This window comes from Neisseriaceae bacterium CLB008 (assembly GCA_041228285.1).
Taxonomy (GTDB): Bacteria; Pseudomonadota; Gammaproteobacteria; order Burkholderiales; family Neisseriaceae; genus JAGNPU01.
Window position 1 is genome coordinate 587,226 of sequence record CP166133.1, and the last position, 17,831, is coordinate 605,056.

Sequence of the window (17,831 nt, forward strand, 5' to 3'; positions counted from 1 at the left end):
TAAGGATTAATCATGAATCATCAATTTCGTTTAGGCGTGGACGCCGGCGGCACCTTTACCGATTTCGTCTTGGCTCAGGACGACGGCACCATACATTTATTTAAAAGCCCCTCTACGCCGGAGGATGGCACCGTGGCCATTGCCGATGGCCTCCAACAAATGGCGACCAAGCTCAATCGCAGCATCGAAGACATTATTGGCAACTGTGATTTATGCATTAACGGCACCACCGTGGCCTTGAATGCCTTAATCCAGCAAAAAGGTGTGAAGGTGGGGCTATTGTGTACGGCGGGGCATGAAGACAGCATCGAAATTCGTTTAGGCCATAAGGAAGAAGGCTATCGCTACGATGCTGGCTATCCACCGGCTCCCCAGCTGGCGCCGCGTCACCTGCGTTTTCCGATACGGGGGCGGGTATTGGCCAATGGCAGCGAACGCGAGGCGCTGAACGAGGCCGATATTTTACAAGCCATCGAGGTGTTTAAGGCCGAAGGCGTGCAAAGCGTGGCCATTTCGTTTGTGTGGGCGTTTCGCCGTCCCGAACATGAGCAGCGTGCCAAGGCCTTGATTCAACAGCACCTGCCCGGCGTGTTCGTGTGCTGTGGCAGCGAAGTATATCCCCAAATTCGGGAGTACACCCGAACCTCGACGACGGTGGTTAACGCCTATTTAAGCCCGGTTATGGGGGCTTATGTGCATAAAATTGACCGTTATTTTAAAGAATTAGGGGCATTGCAGCCGGTGCGGTATTTTCAGTCTAATGGCGGTTTGGCCGTGGGCCAGATTATGCAGGAGCGGGCCGTCAACGCCATTAATTCGGGGCCAGCGTCGGCGCCTCAGGCGGGCTTATTCATCGCTGCGCCATTTGGCATCGACAACGTCATCACCGTCGACATGGGGGGCACATCGTTTGACATTACCTTGGCCAAGGGCGGGCAAACCAGCCTCAATCGTGACATTGATTTTTTACGCCACCGCATCGGTGTGCCCATGATTCATGTGGAAACCCTGGGTGCCGGTGGCGGTTCCATCGGTCACGTGAATGCGTTTGGCATGTTGGAAGTAGGGCCGCAAAGCGCCGGCGCCACGCCAGGGCCAGCCTGCTACGGCAAGGGCGGAGACCTGCCTACGGTGACCGATGCCAACCTCGCCTTGGGCTATCTTAAACCTCAGGCCGTTTTGGGCAACAGCGTCACCCTCGATTTGGCGCGTGCACAACAGGCAATTGAGACGCATGTGGCCCAGCCTTTGGGCATCAGCACCGAGCATGCGGCTTTTGGCATCAGCGCCATTGTGAATCAAAACATGGCCAACGGCATTCGCCGCATCACCATTGAACAGGGCTATGACCCGCGTGATTTTACCTTGGTGTGCGCCGGTGGCGCCGCCGGCATGCACATTATTGATCTGGCCGAGGAGATGGGCATTACCCAGATTTTAGTACCTAAGTTTGCCTCCTGCCTGTGTGCTTTTGGGCAGATCATTTCGGACGTTAAATACGCCTATTTGGCGACTGAAACCATGCACTTACATGCAGGGGCTGACCTGGCGCGACTCAATAAAACCGTGGCTGAGATGGCGGCACAAGGCGTGGCCTGCCTGCGTGAGGATGGCTTTGCCGATGCCGACATCGTGATTGAGCGCAGCATGGAAATGCGCTATCGAGGCCAAATTCATGAGTGCAGCGTGAACATTCCCAATGGCGTGTTTGATGAGGCTTTGGTGGCCGAAATTTTACAGGCCTTCCATCGGCGTCACGAGGCCTTGTTTACCTATGCTGAGCCAGACAATCCAGTGGAGTTAGTCAACGTCGAGGTTACGGTCAGAGGGGCCGTGACTAAGCCGGACATGCCGACCATTGCGCCTGCGGCCATGCCATTGGCGGCGGCGCAAAGCGGGCGCCGAAACATGATTATGGCTGCTGATTACGCTTGGGTGGACACGCCGATTTACGCCGGCCACGAGTTGGGGGCAGGGCATTGCGTCGTTGGCCCAGCCTTGATTGAAGAGCCCACCACGACGCTGGTGGTGAAGGCTGGCTGGCAGGCTGATTTACATGCTTCGGGGACCTATTTACTGAGCCGTTGTTAAACAGCGCTCTTAGGTGAAGGTGAGTCTGCCGTGGCCTGATGGCTACGGCAGCCTTGCCGTTTTTAGGGCGCATCGTTATACTGAAACATCTAAAATAAGTAATAAATACAAAGGATAACTGAGTCGAATGCTGGCATGGATACACATTAAAAAGCCAGGCACGTCTCAGCTTGCAAGAGGAGTTCATCATGGTTTGTCGTGCTACCCCTGATTCTTGTGTCGGCAATGCCCATACGTGGCAAAACCAAATCACTGCAACCTATTTTCCCCTGACCGTGGCGCTGGCACAGCCGCAGCGATTTCAGGGTCAGCTGCGCTCATGGCCGCTGGGCGAACTGACTTTGTCTTATCTCACTTCTGATGCAGCGGCGTATCAGCGCGACGTCGAGCATATACGTCAGGCCGATGCGGGCGCGGCGTTTTTAATTACCTTGCCGGTTGAGGCTGGCGCCTATTACCAACAGTTACGGCGGCACACCATGTGCCGGCGCCAAGATTTTGTCCTGCAGCTGTCGTATGAGCCTTATTGCTTTGATTACCGTCAGGCCAATGCGCTGTGGGTGTTAAAAATTCCCCATGCGGTGATGAGGCGTTATTTGCGCCATCCAGAACGTTATGGCGCCTTGGGGTTTAACGGTCAAACGGGTTTGGGTGCGCTGTTTGGGCAATACGTCCAATCCATTGGCGCTCAATATTTGGCGCAAAATCAGGCTTTGATCGACCCGCAGTTGTTGAGCCGGCAGCTGCTGGAGCTGTTCGCCCAGGTGGCCAATAAGGACGAGCGCATCTTGCAGTCGAGTGAGTCGAGCGTGCGCAATGCGCACCTGCGTCGGATTGAGGATTATGTCGCTCAGCGTTTAGACCAAACCGATTTGAGTCCCGCAGGGGTGGCGCAGGCCTGTCAGATTTCGACCCGCTATTTACATGATTTATTTAAAGACACCGGCGGCACTTTTAATCGTTGGCTGTTGCAGCAGCGTTTGGAAAAAGTGCACGACGTGTTGAGCCATCAGGCAGTGGCCCAGCCTTTGGCCTTGCTTGCTTATCAATGGGGTTTTGCCGACCCATCACATTTTTCTCGCGCCTTCAAAAAGCATTATGGCTATTCGCCGCGTGACATTCGGCAGCAGGCGGTGGACGCTTTTTAAGCGTGCCGAGGAAACGCTTTAGGCTGCTCATGCAAAAGCCACTACAGCGGACTTAAATAGGTTCGCTGTAGTGGCTTTGGGTTAATGGCTTAATGCTGCTTAGGCATAGGCTCAACCGTAGACGAGACCACGATAAAGCACAGTAGGCAGCTGACGGCGAGCATGGTGAAGACGGTGCCCCAGTTGTAGTGATCTAAAATAATGCCGACCACCAAAGGGCTGACCATGCCGCCGAGCTGGCCGCCCATATTGATCACGCCAAAGGCAACGGGGAACGTGTCTCGGTCGACGCGGCCCATGGCATAGACGGCGTAGGCCGAATAGCCCAGCGCCAGCAGTACGCCGGTGGAAAACAATAAAATGGCCAGCAGCAGCATGTTTTCTGGCGCGTAGACCAAGGCGTACATGGTCACAATGGTGGCCAAGGCGCTGAACATCATCAGCGGCTTACGGCGTTTGTTTAATACCCGATCCGACAACCAGCCGCCTAAAAAATTGCCCAAAACGGTGCCGGCGAACGGGGCGGAGGCGAGGAAGGCCGAACTCATGATGGCGAAGCCTTTTTCCTGAATCAAGTATTTGGGCAGCCAAGACATCAGCATGGTGACGATGCCGACCATGAAGAAATAGCCTAGGGCAATGCCATAGATGTCCCAGCAACGAAACACTTGCTTAGATGTGGTCAGTTCCGGCACGTCTTTGGTGCGAATAAGGGTGTCTAACCAGGTGGGTTGAAAAGGTTGGGCCGATTGTTGGGCATGGCTTTGCAGTGGCGCTTTGTCCTCGATGTGGTGCGCTTCTGCTGCCGAGACAAAGGGGCTATCGGCGGGTTTGTCTTTGACCATGAGGTACCAAAATATGGACAAGATCACCCCGGGGATGGCAAAAAATACAAAAATATAGCGCCAACCGTAGTGCATGATGATCCAAGCGCAGATAGGCGGCACGATCAGTGGGCCAATTTTGGAGCCCGCTAAAAAGATGCCGGTGGCCGTGCCTTTTTCTTTAGCCGGAAACCAATTGTTGACTGATGCGGTTGAGCCAAGCGCCACAGGGGCTTCGGCGACGCCGACAAAAAAGCGCAGGATTTTTAACATGAAAACCGAATTGACCAGGCCCATGAGGCCGGTACAAATCGAGGTGAATAACAGGCCAATGGAATAGGCCTTACGCACGCCAAACTTGCTGATGAAAAAACCAGAAGGAATTTGAAATAAGGCATAGCCAGTAAAAAACAGGCTGATCAGCAGCCCAGCCATGGTATTGCTTAATTCATATTCCTCTTGGATGTAGGGAATGGCAAAGCCAATATTGGCTCGGTCGGCGTTGGCAATGATGTAAATCACAAAAATAAAACTCATCACCCACCAGCGGTAGTTCGTCATCGGACGATGGTCTGCCGTGGTCGGCTCTATGCCCGGCTCGGGCTTAGGTGTGCTCATATTGGTTACTCTATAGGTTAATCTAAGGCGGGTTGACGCTGCGTTAGCCAGGCTATTGGGCGGTGGGCGTGACCTGATGCAGCCATTGGCTGAATTCAGGGGCGTCGCAATAGGCTACGTTAAACCGAAACCACGGCTGCGGGAGGTTGCTGGCATGGCATTCAAACAGGGCGCCAGGCGACAGCGAGACCGCTTCATGGTGTTGGCTTTGGGCAAAGGCGTAGGCATCGTCAATGTGAGGGTGGCGGGCGTACACAAACAGGCCTGAGGTTGGCTGGGTAAAGCACTGCCAGCCCAAGGCGATGAGTAACGCTTGGACATTGGCTTGAGCAGCGGCCAGTTTTTGTTTGATGTGTTGTAGCCCTTTTTGGCTTTTGGGGTGTTGGAGCATGTGCCAAGTGAGCTGCTCATTGATGCTGGAGGTGGTGAGGCCAGACATCATTTTTTGCTGCATCATATGCCAAATGTGTTGGCTGGAGCCCGCGACGTAGCCGACGCGTAAGCTCGGTGCCAAGGCTTTGGCAAAGCTGCTGATGAATAAGGTATTGCCCTGGTTGTCTAGCGCCGACAGGCAGCTAGGTGGATTAAACGCCAACGACAGCGACACCTGATTTTCCACCAGCATAAAACCATGCTGATGGGCGAGGGCAACGACTTGATACGTGGTTGCGGCATCATAGCTGGCGCCGGTGGGGTTGTGCAGCACTGGATTAGTGAAGAATAGCTTGGGCTTGTGCTGCGCCAAAAGCGACTGCAAGGCGGCAATGTCGGGGCCGTTTGGGCCCCAGGGCACGCCGACGACGTTGAGGCGTTTAAATTTTAAATTGGTGATTAAATTGCTGTAGCCCGGTGCGTCTACAAACACGGTGTCTGCCGCTTGGGTAAAGGTGCTGGTGACCAAGTCTAGCGCTTGACTGGCGCCTTGGGTCAGCAGCAGCTGTTTGGGCTGATAGCGCAGATGATGATGTTCTAGCTGGCGGCTAATCAATTCACGTAAGGGCTCAAAACCTAAGGGATGACCATATTCGGTTAAATGATTGGGCGCGCGCGCCAGCTGCCGTAAGGCACCTTGCATCAGGCTTTGGTCGTACCAGTGTTCGGGTAGCCAGCCGCAGCCGGCCAGCAGCATGGTGTGATTGTGCTGGTAAATGCCGTGCAGTAACCAGTCTTCGTCAAAAGGCTGGCGTATGGGTGCATTGGGCAGGTTTTGGGTTGGAGCAGTCGCCGCCTTAGGCGCGTGGCCGTGGGTGACAAAATAGCCTTTACCCTGCTCGCTGCGGATGATGCCTTGCGCCACGAGGCGCTCGTAGGCTTCGACTACGGTGAAGGTGCTGACGCCGCGTAGGCGTGCCTGTTGACGGATAGACGGCAGCTTGCTGCCAGGCGGCAATAGGTCTTGGGCGATTTTGTCGGTAATGTCTCGAATGGTTTGGGCCACCAAGGTGCTCATGGATTCTGCTTTCTCTTATTTCTGCTGCTGACTGTTATTTTTATGTGCCACTGTATTGGTTTTTTGATCAGTACAGTGGCTTGCTGTTTGTGGCTAACTGTGACTGTGCCTTTGTGGCAATGGCTCTTATATTTGAGCTTACGACTTTTGTCGTCACCAAACAAGGGAGAAAACACACATGAGCATGAATTTAGAATCGTTCTGGATGCCGTTTACCAATAACCGCGCCTATAAAAAACAACCTCGGTTATTCGCCAGCGCCCAGGGCTTATATTACAAAGACGAAACCGGTCGCCCGATTATGGATGGGGGTTCTGGCCTTTGGTGCGTGAACGCCGGCCACGGCAATGCGAAAATCACCGCCGCCATCACCGAGCAGCTACAAGAATTAGACTATGCGCCTTGCTTTGGCATGGGCCACCCATTGGCCTTTAAAGCCGCCGATGCCTTGGCCGATATTGCCCCTAAGGGCTTGAACCGAGTGTTTTTCACTAACTCAGGCTCTGAGTCTGCCGATACGGCCTTGAAAATTGCCTTGGCCTACCACGTGGCTAAGGGCGACAGCCGTCGCAGTGGCTTTATTGGCCGCGAAAAGGGCTACCATGGCGTGAACTTCGGCGGTACCGCCGTCGGCGGCATCGTGGGCAACCGTAAAGCGTTTAGCCAACAGTCATTGCCGTTTGTGACCCACATTCGCAGCACCTACGATTTAGAACACAATGCCTTCTCTAAAGGCCTACCTGCCTACGGCGCACATTGGGCCGATGAGTTGGAAAGCCGCGTATTTACGCTGCATGATCCTTCAACCATTGCCGCTTTAATCGTTGAGCCCATGAGTGGCTCGGCTGGGGTGATTTTACCGCCACAAGGCTATTTACAGAAATTGCGTGAACTGTGTACCAAACACGGTATTTTGCTGATTTTTGATGAAGTGATCACCGGCTTTGGCCGTACCGGTGGCGATTGGGCCAGCAATGTGTTTGGCGTGATTCCAGACATGGTCACCTGCGCCAAAGGCTTAACCAATGGCGTGGTGCCGATGGGCGCCGTGCTGGTGCGTCAAGACATTCACGACACGGTGATCAATGCCGCGCCTGAGCGGGCGATTGAGTTTGCTCATGGCTACACCTATTCGGCTCATCCTTTGGCCTGTGCTGCCGCCATTGCCGCCATTGATGTGTACAAAAATGACGGCCTGTTTGAACGCGCTGGCCAGATGTCGCCGCATATGGAAGCGCGAGCTCATGCCCTGAAAGGCTTGCCTGGCGTGATCGACATTCGCAACGTGGGCATGGTAGTGGGCATTGAAATGGCCCCTAGCGCTGAAGGCGTGGGTGTACGCGCTCAGGCGGTGTTTGCCGAGTGCTGGAAGCAGGGCCTGTTTGTGCGCGTGACCGGCGACACCTTGGCGATCGCGCCACCGATGATCATCACCGAAGCCGAAATCGAAGAGCTGTTCCGCATCATGGCCAACGCCATTGAGAAAACCGCTTAAATGCCTTCGCGGCCTCACGCCTCAAGGCGTGGGCCGCTGACGGTACCGTTAGACTAGAACAAGAAGGACAGGCTTATGAACCTGATTGGCCATTATATTCAAAATCAAACCAGCACCGCCGGCGCACGTCAGGCCGACGTGTACAACCCTGCTTTGGGTCAGGTGATTCGTCAGGTGGCCTTGGCCGATGTGGCCACCGTTAATCAAGCCGTTGCGGCCGCTAAGGCGGCGTTTGCAGGCTGGTCTGCCACCTCGCCGCTGAAGCGAGCGCGGGTGATGTTTAAATTTAAAGCTTTGCTGGACGAACATGCCCTCAAGCTGGCAAAAATCATTTCTGAAGAGCACGGTAAAGTGGTGTCCGATGCTTTAGGGGAGGTCACTCGAGGCCTAGAAGTGGTGGAGTTTGCCTGTGGCATTCCGCAGCTGTTAAAAGGGGAATACACCGAGCAGGTGGGCACCGACATCGACAGCTTCAGTACCCGCCAAGCCTTGGGCGTGGTGGCCGGCATTACGCCGTTTAATTTCCCCGCGATGGTGCCGATGTGGATGTTCCCCGTGGCCATCGCCTGCGGCAATACCTTTGTGCTCAAACCATCGGAAAAAGTGCCCTCTGCCGCTTTGTTCTTAGCCGAGCTACTGCGGCAAGCAGGCTTGCCTGAAGGCGTGTTTAACGTGGTTCAGGGCGATAAAACGGCGGTGGATGCGCTGTTGGCCCATCCAGATGTCGCTGCGATCAGCTTTGTCGGTTCGACGCCGATTGCCCATTATATTTACGAGCAAGGCGCTCACTACGGCAAGCGCATTCAAGCCTTGGGCGGCGCTAAAAATCATTTGGTGGTGATGCCCGATGCCGACCTTGATCAAACGGTTGAGGCCTTAACCGGTGCCGCTTATGGCTCGGCTGGCGAGCGCTGTATGGCCATTTCTGTGGCCGTGGCCGTGGGCGATGTGGCCGATGAATTAGTGGCCAAGCTGAAGGCACGTGCCCAAACCGTTCAAATCGGCATGGGTGACGACGCCACCGCCGAAATGGGCGCCTTAGTGACGGCTGAGCATCGTGCCAAAGTCAAAGCCTTAGTGGATTCTGGTGTGGCCGAAGGCGCTGAGCTTTTGGTTGATGGCCGTGACTATGCCCATCCAGACCAGGCGAACGGCTTTTTCATGGGGCCGTGCCTGTTTGACCACGTGGGCACCAATATGCGTATTTATCGTGAAGAAATTTTTGGGCCGGTATTGGCCGTGGTGCGGGTGGCGGATTTTGACGCCGCGGTGCGCCTCATCAACGACTGTCCATTTGCCAACGGCACCAGCATCTTTACCCGCTCGGGTGAAGCGGCGCAAGCCTTTGGCCATCGTATTCAGGTGGGTATGGTTGGCATCAATGTGCCGATTCCGGTACCTATGGCGTTTCATAGCTTTGGCGGTTGGAAGCAATCGCTGTTTGGCGATCACCACATGCATGGTCCAGAAGGGGTGCGTTTTTACACCCGTATGAAGACGATCACCAGCCGCTGGCCGAAAACCGTGAGCGCCGAATTTGCCATGCCCACCATGAAATAAGTGTTCCATGATGTTCACCCTTTCATACGCCACCTTTGGGTGGCGTTTTTTTATGGGGTAGGGCATCAAGAACGTAGGGGTGGCCGCCAAAACAGGGTACACTTTAGGCATGATTGATGAACACAAGGCTTTCTGATGTATCCAGACCATTATCTGTACCAAGCGCCGTTTGGTAGCCTGAGGCTGCGCCAAGAGGAGCAGGCTCTGTGCGGCATTGATTTTGTGGCGCCAGGCGAAGCGGTGCTCGATCAGGATGAAGCGGCCGCTTTTTGGCAGCCGTATATTCAGGCACTGGATGCTTATTTTGCCGACGCTGGCCAGCCGTTTCCATTTGCCTTGCGGGTTGCGGGCACAGATTTTCAGCAGCGGGTATGGGCGCAGATTGCCGCCATTCCTGTGGGCGAAACGCGTAGCTATCAGGATTTAGCCATTGCCCTTGGTTCGCATGCGCGCGCCGTGGGTCAGGCTTGCGGGCGCAATCCGGTGCCGGTGTGGGTGCCTTGTCATCGGGTGGTGCCTAAGAATGGCGGCCTCGGGGGCTTTAGCCTAGGGCAAGAAGATTGGCTGCTGAACATTAAGCGTTGGCTGCTTGAGCATGAGGGGGTGATATGAGCGCTGAATTGAATGCCGAAGCAACGGAAGTCACAGAAGCTGTCGAGGCTCTGTTTGAGCCATCCCCCTGTATTGATGACCTCTTGGATCACCTGTGGTTGAGCGAGCGGCTGGCGCAAAATACGCTGGCTTCGTATCGACGTGATTTGGTGAAGGTCGAGCGGCGGCTACAGGGCTTAGGCTATGGCTGGCGCAATGTGTCGGTGGATGCGCTGCGTTCGGCCATCTACGTGACGACGGAAAAGCCCAGCTCGCAGGCGCGGGCGCTGTCGGCCTGTAAGCGTTTGTTTGTGTATTTAGTGGATCACGGCAAGCGCAGCGACAATCCCTGCCAGAAGCTAAAAGCACCTAAACAAGGCTTGAAGCTGCCAAAAAGCATTTCCGAAGGTCAGATTGAGGCCTTGCTCAATGCGCCCGATTTAGGCAGCGCGCATGGGCTACGAGACAAAGCCATTCTCGAGGTGATGTACGCCACCGGAATGCGGGTCAGCGAAGTGGTGCAGCTACAGCTAAACCAAATTAATTTGGAAGTGGGCGTGGTTCAAACCGTGGGTAAGGGCAATAAAGAGCGTATGGTGCCTCTGGGCGAGGTGGCCAGTGAGTATCTAGCGCTGTATATGGGCGGCGCCCGCGGCATCTTGCTTAGCCATCAAGGCTGTGACTTTGTGTTTGTGAGCCAGAAAAAAAACGGCATGAGTCGCCAGCTGGCATGGATGATTGTGAAGCGCTATGCCGATATGGTGGGCATTAAGCAGCTCAGCCCACACGTCTTGCGTCACGCGTTTGCGACCCATCTTGTCAATCACGGTGCTGATTTACGCACGGTGCAGATGCTGCTAGGCCATGCCGATATTGCCTCGACGCAGATCTATACCCATGTGGCCAAAGAGCGGCTGCAAAAAATCTACCAAAGCCATCATCCACGCGCTTAGCGTCGATGGTTGTGTGATCGCCTCAGGCTGCCGTTGGCCTGAGGCGTTTTTTTTTTGGCATTCTTGTATAACCTTAAGTTATGGGATGTGGCCAAAAACTCATTATCCCATCGTCTTTAGGTTGATTATAGTTTACCCCTTGGTCTAACCGTCCGCGTCGATAAAATATCGACTGTACATGAAGAGGGTGTACCATATGCGCCGCTTTTGGCCTTGGCTTGCGGCAGTAGGTAAAACAGATAAAGGTTTACAAAGGATAAAGAGATGATGACATTAGATGCCAACCTGACGTTGGTTGCGGCCTGCCTGGTCTTGCTGCTGGGCACGTTATTGGTGAAAAAAATCGCGTTTTTACAGCATAACCATATTCCAGAGGCGGTAGCCGGTGGTTTTATTGTGGCCATTGGTTTTTTGGTGGTGTATCAAATATGGGGCGTGAGCGTGAATTTTGATAAACCGTTGCAAGACATGCTGCTGTTGACCTTTTTTACCTCGATCGGCTTAAGTTCGGACTTTTCACGCTTGATCAAAGGCGGCAAGCCTTTGGTGGTGTTCATTGCAGCGGTGGCGGCGTTGATTTTTGTGCAAAACTTAGTCGGCATGAGCATGGCAGTGGCCTTGGGTGAAAGCCCTTTTATCGGCCTGATTGCTGGCTCGATTACGCTTTCTGGCGGCCACGGTAACGGCGCCGCTTGGGCACCCATTTTGAGCGAACAGTATGGCGTGGCCGGTGCGCTGGAACTGGCCATGGCCTGTGCGACTTTGGGCTTGGTGTTGGGTGGTTTAGTGGGCGGGCCGGTGGCGCGCCATTTGCTGAAAAAAGTTAAAACTCCAGCCGTGGATGCCGCCACCGAGCCGGTGCAAGAGACGTTTGAACAGCCACAGCTGAAGCGCAGCATCAATGCCGCCAATATTGTGGAAACCATCGGCATGCTGGCCGTGAGCATTGCCATCGGTAGCTATGTGGATGGCCTCTTGAAGGGTACTGTTTTTCAAATGCCGACCTTTGTGTGGTGTTTGTTTGTGGGGGTGATTTTGCGTAATGCTTTGACCCACCTTGCCCGCCGTGAAGTGTTTGAGCCGACCATCGATGTGTTGGGCAATGTGTGCCTGTCGTTGTTTTTGGCCATCGCCTTGATGTCGTTAAAGCTGGGCCAGTTGACGGAATTAGCGATTCCTGTGCTGTTGATCTTGCTGGTGCAAACCGTCGTGATGGTGTTATTCGCTTGTTTGGTGACTTTCCGCGTGATGGGTAAGGATTACGATGCGGTGGTGATGAGTGCCGGCCACTGTGGCTTTGGTTTGGGCGCCACGCCCACGGCGATTGCCAATATGCAGGTGATCACCAAAGCCTTTGGGCCATCGCATAAGGCCTTCTTGGTGGTGCCGATGGTGGGGGCATTCTTTGTGGACTTGGCCAACAGCACCTTGATTAAAATTTTCATTGAAATCGGCACTTATTTTGCTTGATTGACTTTGGTTGCATGGTTTTAAATGCAGCGCATGAGCACGACCCTGAAGACATCATGCTTCAGAACGTTTATGCCCTCAGGCTTACCTGAGGGCATTTTTTTATCGAGCGCTAGCGGCCAGCTGGTACAATTCAGAGTATAACTTTTGGTTAAGAAGATCTTATGCGCCTACGCCACCTTGAAATTTTTTATGCCGTGATGACCTGTGGTTCGCTGACTCGGGCGGCCGAAACCCTACACATTTCTCAACCCGCCGCCAGCAAGGCTTTGAAACATGCCGAGCAGCGCCTTGGCTTTGCGCTGTTTCAGCGCATCCGCGGCAAGCTGTTGCCGACTGAAGAGGCCTATGTGCTGTTTGATAAAGCCAAGCATATTTATGAAGGCCTCGATGATTTAAAAGATTTGGCCGAGAACCTGTCGAGCAATCCCCACGGCAAAATCGCCATTGGCTGTTTGCCCAGTCTGGGGCTCAGCCTGGTGCCAGAGGTAACGGCGGTATTTTTACGCCAAAACCCAGCCATGACGCTGAGCGTGGGCACCCATCATACCGATGAGCTGGTGCAGCTATTACGCAACCGCGAGCTGGATTTGGGCATCAGCTTTAATCTGGCCATTGAAGGGGGCGTCAGCGTTTTGCCGGTGGCGCAGGCGCCGCTGGTATACGTGGATGCGGCCATGCCAGCCGGCACAGTGGCCTTAGCCGACATCGAGCAAAGTCGTTGGATTCACCCAGGGTCCGACTCCTTAGCGGCGCTGATCGCAGAGTACCGCACGTTTGCACCCGCCACCATCAGCGTACACACCTACCACATGGCGGCTGAATTCGTGAAGCAGGGCTTGGGCTGTAGCATCACCGATATTTTTTCGGCTCAACACGCCTTGCCTGAACACATGATCCATCCTTTGGCCGAGCGCCCAAGTCTACAGGTGTGCGTGCTGCATCGGGCCGACAGTCCGTTGCCTAAGGCGGCTCAGAACTATGTGGCTGTTTTGAGCGATTATTTGGCGCATAAAATGGCAGGAGTTAACCAAAAGTTATATGGTGTGGTTAAAAACTCAATTGTTTAAGTCGATGCAATCCGTTTAAATAAGGACTCAATAACAGAACATAACGGTTGGTAACATGAGTAAGCAGGTGGTGATCGTTGGTGGTGGCGTAATTGGTTTAAGCAATGCCTACGCCTTGATTAAGGCTGGCGCCAGCGTGACGCTGGTGGAGTCGGACTCAGAAGTGGCGATGGGGGCCAGCTTCGCCAACGGTGGGCAGTTGAGCTATCGCTATGTGTCGCCCTTGGCTGATGCTGGGGTGCCACTGCAGGGGTTGAAATGGATGGGTAAGGAGGATTCGCCGCTAAACTTCAAGCTGCGCGCGTCGTTCAAGCAATGGTCGTGGTTGCTGCAGTTTACCGCGGCCTGTACGCGGCGCACCAATCAGGTGAATGGTGCCCATATCCTCAGGTTATCGCTTTTGAGCCAAGATATGCTGAATCAGTGGCGCACAAGCGGTGACATTGGCGATTTTCACTGGCGCCGTTCGGGCAAGATGATCATTCATCGCGATCAAGCCAGCTTTGAAAAAGCCAGCCAAAGCGTTGATCCAGAGTTTCAACAGGTATTAAATAACCGCGAGCTATGCGATTTAGAGCCTGCCCTCATTCACATTCAAGATCAGTTGCGCGGCGCCATTTATGCACCGGCCGATGAGACGGCAGACTGCCATGCCTTTTGCGTGCAGCTATTGGCCTATTTGAAACAGCAGCCGCAGTTTCGTCTCTTGACCGAACGCCAAGTAACGGGCTTTGCCACGGCGGGTGAGCGCATATTGGGCTTAGAAACGTCCTCTGGGCGTATTGAGGCAGATGAATTCATCGTTGCTGCAGGCAACGGTAGCGTGCCGCTATTGGCCAAACTGGGCATTAAGGTGGCGGTGTATCCGCTCAAAGGCTATAGCCTGACGCTGCCGTTCCCAGAAGCGGCGCACGTGGTGCCCAGCATCAGCGTCACCGATTATGGTCATAAAATCGTCTACGCCAAGCTAGGCGATGAATTAAGGGTGGCGGCGATGGTCGACATTGGCTATGAAGATCAGGGCCTAAGGGCCAACCGGGTGGCGGCTTTAAAGCGTACCGTGCGGGCGAGTTTTCCTAAATTAGGCGCCTTAGATGAGGCCACCGCCTGGAGCGGTTTGCGCCCTTCAACGCCCAAAGGCCCGCCGATATTGGGGCGGACAAAATACACCAATTTATGGTTAAATATCGGCCATGGCAGCCTTGGGTTTACCCTTGCGGCTGGCAGCGCCATGGTATTGACCCATTTGGTTACCGGCGCTGAGGCGTCTATTTCACTCACAGGATTAACAGGATAAAACAATGACAATCAAACGCAATAACCCTCAAGCCCGTTTGGCCGCTAGCGTTGAATACGGTGGTTTGGTTTACCTTTCTGGCCAAGTGCCGACTGATTTAAGCGTGGACGTGACGGCCCAAACAGAAGACGTTTTGGCTAAGATCGACGCTTTGTTGGCAGAGGCCAACAGCGACAAAACCCGTATTTTGTCGGCTCAAATTTGGATCAAAGACATGGCGCGCGATTTTGCTGCGTTTAATGCCGTTTGGGAAGCTTGGATGCCGCTAGGCCACAGCCCCGCGCGTGCTGCGGTACAGGCTGAAATGGCCCGCCCAGACGTGTTGGTTGAAATCATGGTGACTGCGGTACAGAAATAAGCTATTGATGGTGATTAAAGCGGTGCTGAACGTTAGTTCGGCGCCGCTTTTTTGTGGGCGTTCCCTTTTAAGCCCTGCTGTGCTGCTCAGTTTACGTTTGCCGGCGATGACGCCGCAGGCCGCGAGGCAGAGGGTAGGCTGCGATCCATGTGGATGTGCTTGAGCATTGCTTCATTTCGGTGGGCACGCTTCGCTTGGCGCCACCCTACGGCGTGATCATGGCTTTTGGCTCTTCTTTTTTTAGCCTACAAACAATCACCGTAGTTGAAGCCATACTGGCCAAACCAATAAAAAACGGCCCTGATGTTTAATCAGGGCCGTTCGTTTTGGGTCTATCGGGCTTATTTTGCCGCTGCTAGCGCTTGGGCAATGTCGGCCAAAATGTCGTCGATGTGTTCAAGGCCCACGCTGATGCGCACTAAGTCGGTGCTCACGCCGGCCTGTTTCAATTCCGCTTCATTTAGCTGGCGATGGGTGGTGGAAGCAGGGTGGCAGGCCAATGATTTGGCGTCGCCAATGTTCACCAAGCGGGTGATCAACTGTAAGGCGTCGATGAATTTGCCGCCGGCTTCGATGCCGCCCTTGATGCCGAAGCTCAATAGGCCAGAGGCACGGCCACCGAAGTCGCGTTGAATCAACTCATAGTCTGGGCTGCTGGTTAGGCCTGGATAGTTCACCCAAGACACTAAGTCGTGTGCTTCTAGGTATTGGGCTACTTTCACGGCGTTGTCGCAATGGCGTTCTAGGCGTAGCGGCAGGGTTTCCAAGCCTTGTAGAATCAAGAAGGCATTAAATGGGCTTAAGGCTGCGCCGGTGTTGCGTAGCGGCACCACGCGGGCACGGGCGATAAAGGCGGCGGCGCCAAAGTGTTCGTGATAGTTGACGCCGTGGTAAGACGGGTCAGGCGTGGTCAAGGCAGGGAAGCGTTCGGCGTGTTTGCCCCAGTCGAATTTACCGCCGTCGATGATGGCGCCGCCAATGCTGTTGCCGTGGCCGCCGATGTATTTGGTGAGCGATTCCACCACGATGTCGGCGCCCAGCGCTAAAGCGTTACAAATTAAGGGCGTGGCCACGGTGTTGTCGACCACCAGCGGTAGGCCGTGGGCGTGAGCCGCTTCGGCGAAAGCTGGAATGTCCACAACGTTAATGGCAGGGTTGCCGATGCTTTCGCAGTAAACCAATTTGGTTTTGGCGTCCACCAAGGTGGCGATGTCTTCAGGTTTTTTAGCGTCGACAAAGCGCACTTCAATGCCTTGCTTGGGCAGGGTGTGGGCAAATAGGTTAAACGTGCCGCCGTATAGGGTGGAGATGGCCACGATATTGTCGCCAGCCTCGGCCAAGGTTTGGATGGCGTAGGTGATTGCAGCCATGCCGCTGGCCACGGCCACGGCGGCAATCCCGCCTTCAAGCTGGGCCAAGCGCTCTTCTAGCACGGCATTGGTCGGATTCATGATGCGGGTGTAAATATTGCCCGCGACGTTTAGGTTAAATAAATCGGCACCGTGCTGGGTATTGTCAAAGGCATAGCTGGTGGTTTGGTAAATTGGCACCGCCACTGATTTAGTGGTTGGGTCTGGGCTATAGCCTGCATGTAAAACGATGGTTTCTGGTTTCATTATGGTTATTCTCCACGATTTTATGTTGTGTTGGGCATTACATATTGATGACTCTACCTTAACACGAATTTTAAACATATGGCCGTCTAAATGGCTAGAAATCTAAATAAACACAAAAATAGCGTTTTAAAGGGGGGCTTTTAAGACAATATGGCATTAAGTCTAGGAAATGTGAGAAAAAAAGCTAAAAATGTATTTTATGGTCTATTTTTTAGCCTAAATGATGTGTAATAGACACAAAAAAGCCACAAAATCATGGATTTTGTGGCTTTTTAACAGCATAAGGCTTAACCGTGTTTGGCGGTCACCAAGCTGACTTCTTCTGGGCAGCCCAGAAAAACCGGTACCCGTTGATGCAGGCCTTCAGGTTGGATAGACAGCATGTCAACTGCGCCGTTGGTGGTTTGGCCGTGAGCTTGAGCCACGATCAGCGCCATTGGGTTGGCTTCGTACATTAGGCGTAGCTTACCGGGCTTGCTTGGGTCGCGCTTGTCCTGTGGGTACATGAATACGCCGCCGCGCATCAAAATACGGTGTACTTCGGCGACCATAGAGGCCACCCAACGCATATTGAAGTTTTTGGCGCGTGGGCCTTCGGCGCCCAGCAGCATCTCGCCCACATAGTCTTGAACCGGACGATCCCAATGACGGTGGTTCGACATATTAATGGCGAATTCCTGCGTGTGCTCGGGAATGCGTAAGTCTTGCTGGGTCAGCACAAAATCGTTGTCAGCGTTGAGGGTGAACACAAAAGCGCCGTGTTTTAAGGTGAACACCAATTGGGTTTGAGGGCCATACAATACATAGCCTGCAGCCACTTGGTCGCTGCCTTTTTGCAAGAAACTTTCAGTGCTTAAGGCGCTGCCTTTAGGGTGGGCCAGAATAGAGAAGATGGTGCCCACAGAAATGTTGACGTCAATGTTGGACGAGCCGTCAAGTGGGTCAAACAACACTAGATATTCGCCGTCGGCATGGCCGGCTACATAGGTGTCTTCTTCTTCAGAAGCCAAGCCAGCCACCGCCGCATTGGCGCTTAAAGCATCAATGATCAAGGTGTTGGCCATGACGTCGAGTTTCTTTTGGTCTTCGCCCTGCACGTTGCCTGTGCCGGCTTCACCCAAAATGCCCGCTAAAGCGCCTAAGCGTACTTTGTCATTGATGTGGCCGCAGGCTTCAGTGATGCTGAGCATGAGGTCGATGAGGTTTTGAGGCAGCTGGTGGGTGGCTGCATGTTGGGCCAAAAAATCGTTTAGGCTGATGTTTTGCATGATGAATTCCTGTCAATAAAGG

At 53.9% G+C, this 17,831-nt stretch carries 14 protein-coding genes; 10 read left to right on the forward strand and 4 right to left on the reverse strand.

Annotated features, from left to right (window positions below; all coding sequences use genetic code 11):
• Positions 1-12: 12 nt before the first annotated feature.
• Both AB8Q18_02590 and AB8Q18_02595 read left to right on the forward strand, forming a co-directional pair.
• On the forward strand, positions 13-2,091 hold the full coding sequence (locus tag AB8Q18_02590) for a hydantoinase/oxoprolinase family protein (protein XDZ51950.1): 2,079 nt from the start codon (positions 13-15) through the stop codon (positions 2,089-2,091).
• 188 nt (positions 2,092-2,279) lie between these two features.
• Positions 2,280-3,239 (forward strand): helix-turn-helix domain-containing protein, encoded by a 960-nt coding sequence (locus AB8Q18_02595; protein XDZ51951.1) that lies wholly within the window; start codon positions 2,280-2,282, stop codon positions 3,237-3,239.
• Between the two features lie 89 nt (positions 3,240-3,328).
• Here AB8Q18_02595 and AB8Q18_02600 read toward each other — a convergent pair whose 3' ends face one another.
• Positions 3,329-4,681 (reverse strand): MFS transporter, encoded by a 1,353-nt coding sequence (locus AB8Q18_02600; GenBank protein XDZ51952.1) that lies wholly within the window; start codon positions 4,679-4,681, stop codon positions 3,329-3,331.
• A gap of 52 nt (positions 4,682-4,733) precedes the next feature.
• A complete protein-coding gene (locus AB8Q18_02605; protein ID XDZ51953.1) occupies positions 4,734-6,131 on the reverse strand; it encodes a PLP-dependent aminotransferase family protein in 1,398 nt (465 codons plus the stop codon).
• A 178-nt stretch (positions 6,132-6,309) separates the two neighbouring features.
• On the opposite strand from AB8Q18_02605, the gene AB8Q18_02610 reads away from it, so the two are divergent.
• The 8 genes from AB8Q18_02610 (at position 6,310) to AB8Q18_02645 (ending at position 14,925) form a co-directional block, all read left to right on the forward strand.
• Positions 6,310-7,626, forward strand: coding sequence for an aspartate aminotransferase family protein (locus AB8Q18_02610; protein ID XDZ51954.1), 1,317 nt, complete (start codon positions 6,310-6,312; stop codon positions 7,624-7,626).
• A gap of 75 nt (positions 7,627-7,701) precedes the next feature.
• Positions 7,702-9,186, forward strand: coding sequence for a CoA-acylating methylmalonate-semialdehyde dehydrogenase (locus AB8Q18_02615; protein XDZ51955.1), 1,485 nt, complete (start codon positions 7,702-7,704; stop codon positions 9,184-9,186).
• Between the two features lie 135 nt (positions 9,187-9,321).
• Positions 9,322-9,798, forward strand: coding sequence for a methylated-DNA--[protein]-cysteine S-methyltransferase (locus AB8Q18_02620; protein XDZ51956.1), 477 nt, complete (start codon positions 9,322-9,324; stop codon positions 9,796-9,798).
• Entirely contained in the window at positions 9,795-10,730 is a 936-nt protein-coding gene (xerD, locus tag AB8Q18_02625; GenBank protein XDZ51957.1) for a site-specific tyrosine recombinase XerD, read from the forward strand. The genes AB8Q18_02620 and xerD overlap by 4 nt, the downstream gene beginning before the upstream one ends.
• A 267-nt stretch (positions 10,731-10,997) precedes the next feature.
• Positions 10,998-12,200 (forward strand): sodium/glutamate symporter, encoded by a 1,203-nt coding sequence (gltS, locus tag AB8Q18_02630; GenBank protein XDZ52890.1) that lies wholly within the window; start codon positions 10,998-11,000, stop codon positions 12,198-12,200.
• A 164-nt stretch (positions 12,201-12,364) separates the two neighbouring features.
• Complete coding sequence (locus tag AB8Q18_02635) at positions 12,365-13,270, forward strand: LysR family transcriptional regulator (protein XDZ51958.1); 906 nt, start codon at positions 12,365-12,367, stop codon at positions 13,268-13,270.
• Between the two features lie 55 nt (positions 13,271-13,325).
• Entirely contained in the window at positions 13,326-14,567 is a 1,242-nt protein-coding gene (locus tag AB8Q18_02640) for a D-amino acid dehydrogenase (protein XDZ51959.1), read from the forward strand.
• Between the two features lie 4 nt (positions 14,568-14,571).
• Positions 14,572-14,925 (forward strand): RidA family protein, encoded by a 354-nt coding sequence (locus AB8Q18_02645; GenBank protein XDZ51960.1) that lies wholly within the window; start codon positions 14,572-14,574, stop codon positions 14,923-14,925.
• Positions 14,926-15,266: 341 nt separating this feature from the next.
• On the opposite strand, the gene AB8Q18_02650 is transcribed toward AB8Q18_02645, so the two are convergent.
• Together AB8Q18_02650 and AB8Q18_02655 are read right to left on the reverse strand one after the other, a co-directional pair.
• A complete protein-coding gene (locus AB8Q18_02650) occupies positions 15,267-16,541 on the reverse strand; it encodes an O-acetylhomoserine aminocarboxypropyltransferase/cysteine synthase family protein (GenBank protein ID XDZ51961.1) in 1,275 nt (424 codons plus the stop codon).
• Positions 16,542-16,828: 287 nt separating this feature from the next.
• A complete protein-coding gene (locus AB8Q18_02655) occupies positions 16,829-17,809 on the reverse strand; it encodes a class 1 fructose-bisphosphatase (GenBank protein ID XDZ51962.1) in 981 nt (326 codons plus the stop codon).
• Between the last annotated feature and the right edge of the window lie 22 nt (positions 17,810-17,831).